Annotated in this window: 10 protein-coding genes; 7 read left to right on the top strand and 3 right to left on the bottom strand. The window is 71.4% G+C overall.

The window, feature by feature from the left end; genetic code table 11:
* The first annotated feature begins 85 nt into the window (after window positions 1-85).
* From ABKA19_RS08830 to ABKA19_RS08820, 3 genes are all read left to right on the top strand, one after another.
* Entirely contained in the window at window positions 86-1909 is a 1824-nt protein-coding gene (locus ABKA19_RS08830; RefSeq protein WP_353688580.1) for a ligand-binding sensor domain-containing protein, read from the top strand.
* 62 nt (window positions 1910-1971) lie between these two features.
* Window positions 1972-2310 carry a triple tyrosine motif-containing protein gene (locus ABKA19_RS08825; RefSeq protein WP_353688579.1) on the top strand — a complete coding sequence of 113 codons (339 nt, stop codon included), beginning with the start codon at window positions 1972-1974 and terminating at the stop codon, window positions 2308-2310.
* A gap of 105 nt (window positions 2311-2415) precedes the next feature.
* Window positions 2416-3117: a sensor histidine kinase gene (locus tag ABKA19_RS08820; protein ID WP_353688578.1), complete on the top strand. Its 702-nt coding sequence runs from the start codon at window positions 2416-2418 to the stop codon at window positions 3115-3117.
* A gap of 98 nt (window positions 3118-3215) precedes the next feature.
* Here the strand turns inward: ABKA19_RS08820 and ABKA19_RS08815 are convergent, their stop codons facing one another.
* Window positions 3216-4442 (bottom strand): citrate synthase family protein, encoded by a 1227-nt coding sequence (locus ABKA19_RS08815; RefSeq protein ID WP_353688577.1) that lies wholly within the window; start codon window positions 4440-4442, stop codon window positions 3216-3218.
* A gap of 111 nt (window positions 4443-4553) precedes the next feature.
* On the opposite strand from ABKA19_RS08815, the gene prpB reads away from it, so the two are divergent.
* From prpB to ABKA19_RS08795, 4 genes are read left to right on the top strand one after another with little or no spacing between them, the layout of a single operon-like run.
* Complete coding sequence (gene prpB, locus ABKA19_RS08810) at window positions 4554-5468, top strand: methylisocitrate lyase (protein WP_353688576.1); 915 nt, start codon at window positions 4554-4556, stop codon at window positions 5466-5468.
* A gap of 40 nt (window positions 5469-5508) precedes the next feature.
* Entirely contained in the window at window positions 5509-6108 is a 600-nt protein-coding gene (locus ABKA19_RS08805; protein ID WP_353688575.1) for a DUF1003 domain-containing protein, read from the top strand.
* Between the two features lie 38 nt (window positions 6109-6146).
* Complete coding sequence (gene prpC, locus ABKA19_RS08800) at window positions 6147-7298, top strand: bifunctional 2-methylcitrate synthase/citrate synthase (protein ID WP_353688574.1); 1152 nt, start codon at window positions 6147-6149, stop codon at window positions 7296-7298.
* 38 nt (window positions 7299-7336) lie between these two features.
* On the top strand, window positions 7337-7903 hold the full coding sequence (locus tag ABKA19_RS08795; RefSeq protein ID WP_162376562.1) for a hypothetical protein: 567 nt from the start codon (window positions 7337-7339) through the stop codon (window positions 7901-7903).
* 100 nt (window positions 7904-8003) lie between these two features.
* Here ABKA19_RS08795 and ABKA19_RS08790 read toward each other — a convergent pair whose 3' ends face one another.
* Together ABKA19_RS08790 and ABKA19_RS08785 are read right to left on the bottom strand one after the other, a co-directional pair.
* Window positions 8004-8615 (bottom strand): glutathione S-transferase family protein, encoded by a 612-nt coding sequence (locus ABKA19_RS08790; RefSeq protein WP_162376563.1) that lies wholly within the window; start codon window positions 8613-8615, stop codon window positions 8004-8006.
* Between the two features lie 111 nt (window positions 8616-8726).
* Window positions 8727-9200: a cell wall hydrolase gene (locus ABKA19_RS08785; RefSeq protein ID WP_353688573.1), complete on the bottom strand. Its 474-nt coding sequence runs from the start codon at window positions 9198-9200 to the stop codon at window positions 8727-8729.
* Between the last annotated feature and the right edge of the window lie 63 nt (window positions 9201-9263).

The raw sequence follows: 9263 nt of genomic DNA, 5'->3' as shown, positions 1-9263 counted from the left end.
CGCGGGCGCCTCCCCCAATTTGGGGAGGCGCCCGCGCGCCGCCCGGATGGATAGACTCTGGCGGAAAGCGGGGAGAAGAAGCGGCGTGTCGACCGGGTCCGTTAGCGCGCATGGGAGGCGGTACTGGCTGTTCCCGCTGTGCGCGCTGCTGTGGCTGCAGGCCGCGGCCGGCATCGCTGCACCGACGGAAACGTCCGGCTACCACCGCAGTTCGTGGACCCAGCTCGACGGTGCCCCGCCGGATATCTGGGCGCTGGCCCAGGACCGCGGCGGCACGCTATGGCTGGGCACGGGGGTGGGGCTGTACCGGTTCGACGGGATCCAGTTCGAGCACTTCGACCCGCCGCAGGGTCAGGGCTTCGCCTCCAGCAACATCACCGCGCTGCACGCGGATGCGCGCGGGCGGCTGTGGATCGGCTTCTATCCCGGCGGCATCAGCGTGCTGGACGAAGGTCGGCTGCGGCATTACCCGCCCTCCCCGCAGCTGCCGACCTCCCTGGTGATGCGGATCGTCGAAGACCACCTCGGCCAGATCTGGGTGGCGTCGTTCAGCGGGCTCTACCGCTTCGATGGCGATGGCTGGCGGCGCATCGGTGCCGGAATGGGCTATCCATCGGAGTCGGCCGATGACGTGATGGTGGATTCGCAGGGCAACGTGTGGGTGGCGGCGGGCAAGACGTTGCTCAAGTTGCCGCCCGGCGGACGGCGCTTCGAGCAGACTGGCATCGCGACCGGCCTGTACGCCTCGCTGCTGGAAACGCCGGCCGGCGCGCTGTGGGTTTCCGATGGCACCTATGGCACGCGCTCGCTGTCGCCGCAGGCGACGGAAGCGGCGAGCGCATCCGGCTTCGGCCATTTCGCGAGCATGCGGCTGGATCGTAACGGTGCCCTGTGGGGGACCGACCGGCGCCAGGGAGGGGTGGTCCGGGTGCCGGCACTGGATGCCTTCCCGCCCGGCCACGTGCTGCGCGAACAGGATGCCGCCGCGATCATCCGCAAGCGCGACGGCCTGGCGTCGGACCGCACCATTCCCGTCCTGGCCGATCGCGAAGGCAACATCTGGGTGGGCACCAACATGGGCCTGCACCGTTTCCGCACGAGCAGCGTGCAGGTGCTGCAGGACGAGCGCCTGAGCCAGAACGATGTCTACGGCATGGCGTTCTCCGCCGCCCATGGCCTGCTGGTTTCGAGCGAACGCCGGCTGTACCGGGTGGGCGACGATGGCCTGGCCCTGCTCGCCGAAACCCCGGGCAGGCGGATCTACGCGATCCATCCGGCCGGGGCCGCGACCTACCTGGTCGCGTGGGACGGCGTCTACCGCTATGCGGCCGACGGCCTGCGCAGGCTGGAGTTGCCGGGTGCGGGCACGCTGGGCGCGGTCGCCGGCGACGGCGCCTCGGGGCTGCTGGTGATGCGCCAGGACGAGGGCCTGTTCCGCTATGACGGCCAGGACTGGAGCCGCGTGGGGGACGGGGTGATACCCGCGCACGGCGCGACTGCGCTGCTGCGCGATGCCGACGGATCGCTGTGGATCGGCTACAACGGCAGCCGCCTCGTGCACTGGCGCGATGGCGTGCTGCGCAGCTACGGAACGCGCGACGGACTGGACATCGGTACGGTGTCGGCGCTGGCGCGGGTGGGCGATGGCATGCTCGCCGGTGGAGAGAGCGGCGCCGCGCTGCTGCGCGATGGCCAGGTGCAGCCGCTGCGCGCGGCGGACAGTAATCGCCTCAACGGCATCACCGGCATCCACCTGGCGGCCGATGGCGATGTGTGGATGAACGGTATCAACGGCGTGCTCCACATTCCGGGCCAGGTGATGGCACGGGCCGCGCGGACCGGGTACGTCGACGGCCGGCTGTACGACACCGCCGATGGCATGCTCGCATCGCCCAGCAATCGGCGCTGACGTCCACGATCGCGGCCGATGGCCAGGGCCGGCTCTGGTTCGCCACCAACCAGGGCCTGGCGATGATCGATCCGGGCACGCCGTACCACAATCCGGTGGTGCCGACCGTCCGGATCCAGGGCCTGGCGGTCGGAGCGGTCGAGCATGCGCCGGCCGATGGACGGCAGTTCGCGCCGGGTACGCGCGACATCCGGATCCGGTACGCGGCCAGCAGCCTCGCCTTTCCGGAGCGGTTGCGGTTCCGCTACCGGCTGGAGGGTTTCGACGATGCCTGGCAGGACGCCGGCAACCGCCGGGTCGCCTACTACACCAACCTCGGTCCGGGCGACTACCGCTTCCAGGTGCAGGCCGCGAACGAAAGCGGCGTATGGAGCGCCGAGAGCGCGACGTTGGCGTTCTAGGTCGCGCCGCGCTTCACCCAGACCGGGTGGTTCCTCGCCCTCTTCGGAGCGGGGGCGCTGGCCTACGCCGCCTACCTGTTGCGCCTGCGCCGGATCTCGCAGCACATGCGCATGCGCTTCGACGAGCGCCATCGCGAGCGCGAACGCATCGCGCGCGAATTGCACGACACCTTGCTGCAGAGTTTCCAGGGCCTGCTGCTGCGGTTCCAGGCCGTCGCCAACCGCCTGCCGGAAGCCGACCCGGTGCGCACCGCGCTGGAGCAGGCGCTGGACCGCGGCGAGGAGGCGATCGACGAGGGCCGCGAGCGCGTGCTCTCCCTGCGCCTGGTCGAAGCCTCGGTGCGGCAGGCGCTGCCCGAGGCCTTCGCCCGCATCGGTGGCGAGCTGGCGCAGCTTTACCCGGCGGCGTTCGACGTGGTGGTCGAAGGCCGGTTGCCACCACTGGATGCGATGGTGCGCGACGAGGTCTACTGGATCGGCCGCGAAGCATTGGGAAACGCGTTCCGGCACGCGGACGCGGGCAGGATCGAAGTGGTGATATCCGGTGCCGGCGGTAACCTCGTCCTGCGCTTCCGCGACGACGGTTGCGGCATCGGCAATGACGTGCAGCGCCAGGGCGCCCGCGCCGGCCACTGGGGCCTGTCCGGCATGCGCGAGCGCGCGGCGGGCATCGGCGCGGAGCTGCGCATCTGGAGCGAGCCGGGCAACGGCACGGAAGTGGAACTGATGGTCCCGCGCGGCGCGAGCGCGCGCATGCGGCGCAGCAGGCGCGCGTTCGGCGGCAGGACGGCCGGGGACCGCCCCTAGCGCGCCGGCGGGATGCCTGCGCGGCGGTGGCCCCGGGCGGCCGTACGTCGTGGCCGTGCCTGCGCCACGGCGATGCCGACAATGCCGGCAAAGCGGCGCTAGTCGTGCGCCACATCCGCGTCGGCTTCGGGCTGCAGGCCGGTATAGCTGGCGCGCGGCCGGATCAGCTGGCCCTGGGCTTGCTGTTCCAGCGCATGCGCCAGCCACCCGGCGAGCCGTCCGGCGGCGAACATCGACAGCGCTGGCGCAGCCGGAAGACCGTGCGCGAGGCAGATCGCGGCCAAGGTGAAGTCGACGTTCGGGCGGCGGCCGCTGGCCGCTTCGGCGGCGGCGATCACCGCTTCCAGGGTGCGCATCGTGCCGGCGTCGACCGGGGCGGCGCGCAGCATCGCCAGCAGCGTGGCCGCGCGCGGGTCGCCGTCGGGGTAGAGCGCGTGGCCGAAACCGGGCAGGTCTTCGCCACGCTGCCAGCGCCTGGCGATGAATCGGTCGATGTCGGTCGAGTCGCGCGCGCTTTCGACCAGCGCGTAGGCGCGGGCGGTGGCCCCGCCATGGCGTGGGCCGGACAACGCCGCCAGGCCGGCGCAGACGGTCGCATGCAGGTGCGCGCCGGTCGAGGCCACCACGCGCGCCGCGAACGCGGACACATTGAGTTCGTGGTCGGCGCACAACACCAGCGCGGCGCGGACCAGCCCGGCGAAGCCCGCATCGCCCGGACGCCAGGCGTCGGCGAGCAGGCGGTGGACCGGCCCGGCCGGCCGCCGGGCGACCAGCAGCGCGGCGTTCTGGCGCAGGAGGGTGGCGGCCACCGCGCGGCGGGTGGGCTGGTCGGCCTGGAACGAGTGCGGAACGTGCAGGGCCAGCAGCGGGATTGCCGCCATCGCCCGGCTCAGCGGCGGCAGGGCGGCATCCGTGGCCAGCGGCTTGATCCGAGCCGGCCAGTCGCCGGGCGGGTCGGCGAACGGATCCTGGCTGCCGCAATCCCACAACAGCCGGGCGATGTCCTCCAGGGTGGCGCCGGCCTCGGCGGCGGCGACCGCCGAGCGGCCCCGGTAGTAGGGGCCATCGGGGCGGATCAGCGAGATCCGGGTCTCCAGCACCGGCAGGCCACGGTCCAGGCTCTGCGCGGCGCCGCGGGCCGGCCCGCGTCCCAGGCGCTTGCGCTGCGCCAGCCGCTCCACGTCCTGGCGGCGGTAGACGCGGCTGCGGTGGTCCGCGCCCGGACGCGACTCGAGCAGGCCGCGGCTGACGTAGGCGTACAGGGTGGCGGCGCTGATGCCGAGGATCCGGCAGGCTTCCGCGGCGGGGATGAGGTCGCGATCCATCGGGAAATATTGATCGATACGATCAAGATTGATCAACCGATGGCAGGGTGACACATTGCCGCTGCCGCGGGGCTGCCCGCGCCCACCGTCGCCAGGCCGAGGAACCGAACCATGTCCACTCCCGCCAACGCAGGCGCTGCCGCCGGCCACTCGGCCGGTGCGAAGTTCCGCGCCGCCCTGGCAGCCGAGTCGCCCTTGCAGGTGATCGGCGCGATCAACGCCAACCACGCCCTGCTCGCGCAACGCGCCGGCTACCGGGCGATCTACCTGTCCGGCGGCGGCGTGGCCGCCGGCTCGCTCGGCCTGCCGGACCTGGGCATCAACACGCTCGACGACGTGCTGGTCGACACCCGCCGCATCACCGACGTGTGCGACCTGCCGTTGCTGGTCGACATCGACACCGGCTTCGGCCCGAGCGCGTTCAACATCGAGCGCACGATCAAGTCCCTGATCAAGGCCGGCGCGGCCGCCTGCCACATCGAGGACCAGGTCGGCGCCAAGCGCTGCGGCCACCGCCCGGGCAAGGAGATCGTGCCGGCCGGCGAGATGGCCGACCGGGTCAAGGCCGCCGCCGACGCCAGGACCGACCCGGACTTCTTCCTGATCGCGCGCACCGACGCGATCGCGGTCGACGGCGTGGACGCGGCGATCGAGCGCGCCATCGCCTGCGTGGAGGCCGGTGCCGACGGCATCTTCGCCGAGGCCGCCTACGACCTGCCGACCTACAAGCGCTTTGTCGACGCGGTGAAGGTGCCGGTGCTGGCCAACATCACCGAGTTCGGCAAGACCCCGCTGTTCACCCGCCAGGAGCTGGCCTCGGTGGGCGTGGCGATCCAGCTGTTCCCGCTGTCGGCGTTCCGGGCCGCCAACAAGGCCGCCGAGAACGTCTACCAGGCCATCCGCCGCGACGGCGGCCAGCAGGCCGTGCTCGACACGATGCAGACCCGCGAGGAGCTGTACGACCGCATCGGCTACCACGCCTTCGAGCAGAAGCTCGACGCGCTGTTCGCGCGCAAGGGCGGCTGAGCGGCGCACACTGGGGAGACCTCCTGCCCGGACCCGAGCCATGAGCACGACCGCCGCCCATCCGCATGCGCGCCGCCCCCTCGACCGCCGCGACACCGCGCGCCTGTTGTTGCAGGTCGAGATCGAAAAACTGCCGCCGGACGAGCGCGAGGTGGTCGAGCGCTTCATCGCCAGGCGCCGGGTGGCGCGCAACATCGGCCGGGAGTTCCCGGCCTCGCTCACCCTGGGCCAGCGCGTGGCCGACCGCGTGGCGCGGGTCGGCGGCAGCTGGCGCTTCATCATCGCCTTCGGCGTGTTCCTGCTGGCGTGGATGGCGCTGAACAGCGCGATGGGCAGGGCATTCGATCCCTATCCCTTCATCCTGCTCAACCTGGTGCTGTCGTGCCTGGCCGCGCTGCAGGCGCCGGTGATCATGATGAGCCAGAACCGCCAGGCCGAGGCGGACCGCATGCAGGCGCAGAACGACTACGAGGTCAACATCAAGTCCGAACTGGAGATCCTGCAGGTGCACGAGAAGCTCAACGAGCTGCGCGAGCGCGACTGGGCCGCCCTGGTCGAGCTGCAGAACCGCCAGATCGAAATGCTGCAGCAGCTGCTGCAACAGGCCGCGGGCGCCGGACCGCGTCCGGCGCAACCCTGATACGAACACCCGATACAGCAACGCCCGGGAGGCATCGCATGAACGACACCGCCACCACCTTCAAGCCGAAGAAATCGGTCGCCCTCAGCGGCACTGCCGCCGGCAACACCGCCCTGTGCACGGTCGGCCGCAGCGGCAACGACCTGCACTACCGCGGCTACGACATCCTCGACCTGGCCACCACCAGCGAGTTCGAGGAGATCGCCCACCTGCTGGTCCACGGCAAGCTTCCCAACGCGGCCGAGCTGGCCGGCTACAAGGCCAAGCTGAAGTCGCTGCGCGGCATCCCGGCCGCGGTCAAGGCCGCGCTGGAGGAGCTGCCTCCTTCGGCCCACCCGATGGACGTGATGCGCACCGGCGTGTCGGTGCTCGGCTGCGTGTCGCCGGAGAAGGACGACCACAACCACCCGGGCGCGCGCGACATCGCCGACAAGCTGATGGCCTGCTTGGGTTCGATGCTGCTGTACTGGTACCACTGGTCGCACAACGGCCGCGCGATCGACGTGGAAACCGACGACGACTCCATCGGCGGCCACTTCCTGCACCTGCTGCACGGCGTGCCGCCGCGCGAGTCGTGGGTGCGGGCGATGCACACCTCGCTGATCCTGTACGCCGAGCACGAGTTCAACGCCTCGACCTTCACCGCGCGCGTGATCGCCGGCACCGGCAGCGACATGCACTCGTGCATCGCCGGGGCGATCGGCGCGCTGCGCGGGCCCAAGCACGGCGGCGCCAACGAGGTCGCGTTCGAGGTGCAGAAGCGCTACGACAGCCCCGAGGACGCCGAGGCCGACATCCGGGCCCGGGTCGAGCGCAAGGAGGTGGTGATCGGCTTCGGCCACCCGGTCTATACCGTCGGCGATCCGCGCAACCAGGTGATCAAGCAGGTGGCCCGCGACCTGTCGGCCGAGCAGTCGAGCATGAAGATGTACGACATCGCCGAGCGGCTGGAGACGGTGATGTGGGACATCAAGAAGATGTTCCCCAACCTGGACTGGTTCAGTGCGGTCAGCTACCACATGATGGGGGTGCCCACGGCCATGTTCACCCCGCTTTTCGTGATCGCGCGCACGTCCGGCTGGAGCGCCCACGTGATCGAGCAGCGGATCGATGGCAAGATCATCCGTCCCAGCGCCAATTACACCGGTCCGGAGAACCTGGAGTTCGTCCCGATCGACCGGCGCGGGTAGGGGATACAACCAGGCCACGCTGATGCTCGGGGGGAGCGATGCGCGAGGGGATCTACCGCAAGACCGATGCGGGACGGGACGAGATACGTGATCGCGGCCGGCGGCTGTCGCCGCCGCTGCGCACGGTCCTGCTGATGGTGGACGGCCAGCGCACGCTGGCCCAGCTGCGCGAGGTGATGGCCGGCATGAAGGCGCCCGCCGACGCGCTCGAGGCGCTGCTGGCCGACGGGCTGATCGAAGCGGTGCCCAGCGGCTTCGACCCGGCCGGCCTGATGGGCGCGATCGGGCCGCGGGCGGCCAGCCGGCCGCCGAGCGTGGTGCTGGCCGAGGCAGCCGCCAATGCCGCGGCGCCGGCGCCGGTGGCCGGGTCAGCCGCCGCGGCGGACACGGGCTCGGGTGCCTACCTGTACCTCTACGAGCGCATGAGCGAGGCCGTGCGCGCCCACCTGGGGCTTCGCGGCTACTTCCTGCAGCTCAAGGTCGAGCGCTGCACCGACATCGCGAGCCTGCAGGCCCTGCTGCCCGAGCTGCGCGCCGCCGTGGCCAAGGCCAAGGGCGAGAGCTTCGCCAGCGACTGGGAACGCACGCTGGAGGTGCCGGCCTGACCGGCATGCGCGGGGCCCGGCCGGTCGGCCGGGAACGCTGCGCGCCCGCCCTCCGTCATGCCGGTCCGGGCGCGGCCCTGTGGCCGCGCCGGGCCTTGTGTCAGGCCAGGCCTTCGGCCTTGAGCACGTGCCGCACGCCCGGATCGGCTTCCATGCGCGCCTGGAACGCGGCCAGCGCCTGCAGGTCGGACAGGTCGATGCCGCAGCGCCCGGCCCAGCGCAGGGTCACGTACAGATAGGGGTCGGCGAAGCTGCGGAAGCCGGCCAGCCATTGCCGGCCCGTCAACTGCCGGTCGGCGCTCTCGAACAGCCCGCGCACGCGCCGCCGCGCGGCGGCCTTGACCGAATCGAACTGCGCCGGGTCCTCGATGAAGGCGGCCGGGCCGAACAGCGGCTTGAATGCCGGGTGCAGGTCGGAATTGACGAAGGCCAGCCAGCGGGTCGCTTCGGCGCGCTGGCGCGCGCTGCCGTCGCCACCCAGGCCGGCCTGCGGGAAGGTGTCGGCGATGTAGCCGACGATGGCTGCGTTCTGGGTCAGCACGAAGTCGCCGTCCACCAGCACCGGCACCGAGCCGGCCGGGTTCAGGGCGCGGAAGGCGGGCGCCTTCATCGACTCGGCGTCCATCACTTCGACTTCGAACGGCTGGCCGGTCCAGGCCAGGTCGATGTGGACCGCGGTGGAGCAGGCGCCGGGCTTGGTATAGAGCTTCATGCGGGTTCCTTGGGGGGCGGAAAAAGGAAAGGCCCGCGATTATCGCGGGCCTTCCGTTGCTGGTGCGTGCCGGTCCCGCAACGGACCGTCGTGGCAGCCGGGCTTGCCGGCTCAGGTGCCGGTGGCGGCCAGCGCGCGCGGCTTGAGCTTCTGCACCCGGTAGAAGGTGTGGTCGCCGATGGTGGCCACCTGGTAGGAGTTGCTCCAGCTCGGGCTGGCGATCGCGTGGGCGGCGAAGTGGCTGGCGCCCGGCACGATCTCCCGGCGCTGGCCGACCGGCAGGGCCCAGTTGCGCTCGGCGCGCAGGGCCACGTCGATCGAGCGGTCCCAGGCCTTCATGTTGGCCAGCTGGGTGTTGGGCGAGACGATGGTCGGGGCGAATTGCTTGCGCGCGGTGACCACGTCGCACATCGAGTCGCCCCACAGCCCGCTGTCCAGCCGGCGCAGGGCCACCTCGGCGACCGCCTCCTGGCCGCGCAGGCTCTGGTCGCGGGCTTCCAGGTACACGGTGGTGCTGAGGCAGAGCGAATCGGCGGCCGGCTGCGGCATCAGCTGCGACAGCCAGAGGATCCATGCCAGTTTCATCTGTTTCTCCTTGCTCCGTCTGCGCGGGGTCGTGCCGCGACCGTGGATACGGACGGGCGCTGC

Origin of the sequence: Pseudoxanthomonas sp. Soil82 (assembly GCF_040446535.1) — a bacterium.
Classification (GTDB): domain Bacteria; phylum Pseudomonadota; class Gammaproteobacteria; order Xanthomonadales; family Xanthomonadaceae; genus Pseudoxanthomonas; species Pseudoxanthomonas kaohsiungensis.
Note: the sequence above shows the minus strand (reverse complement) of the source record. Positions and strands in the feature narration are given on the sequence as shown.

Excerpts from the sequence above, each read along its gene's own strand:
- ABKA19_RS08825 (WP_353688579.1), top strand. The coding sequence starts at position 1,972 with ATGATCGATCCGGGCACGCCGTACCACAATCCGGTGGTGCCGACCGTC.
- ABKA19_RS08820 (WP_353688578.1), top strand. The coding sequence starts at position 2,416 with ATGCGCATGCGCTTCGACGAGCGCCATCGCGAGCGCGAACGCATCGCG.
- ABKA19_RS08815 (WP_353688577.1), bottom strand. The coding sequence starts at position 4,442 with ATGGATCGCGACCTCATCCCCGCCGCGGAAGCCTGCCGGATCCTCGGC.
- prpB (WP_353688576.1), top strand. The coding sequence starts at position 4,554 with ATGTCCACTCCCGCCAACGCAGGCGCTGCCGCCGGCCACTCGGCCGGT.
- ABKA19_RS08805 (WP_353688575.1), top strand. The coding sequence starts at position 5,509 with ATGAGCACGACCGCCGCCCATCCGCATGCGCGCCGCCCCCTCGACCGC.
- prpC (WP_353688574.1), top strand. The coding sequence starts at position 6,147 with ATGAACGACACCGCCACCACCTTCAAGCCGAAGAAATCGGTCGCCCTC.
- ABKA19_RS08795 (WP_162376562.1), top strand. The coding sequence starts at position 7,337 with ATGCGCGAGGGGATCTACCGCAAGACCGATGCGGGACGGGACGAGATA.
- ABKA19_RS08790 (WP_162376563.1), bottom strand. The coding sequence starts at position 8,615 with ATGAAGCTCTATACCAAGCCCGGCGCCTGCTCCACCGCGGTCCACATC.
- ABKA19_RS08785 (WP_353688573.1), bottom strand. The coding sequence starts at position 9,200 with ATGAAACTGGCATGGATCCTCTGGCTGTCGCAGCTGATGCCGCAGCCG.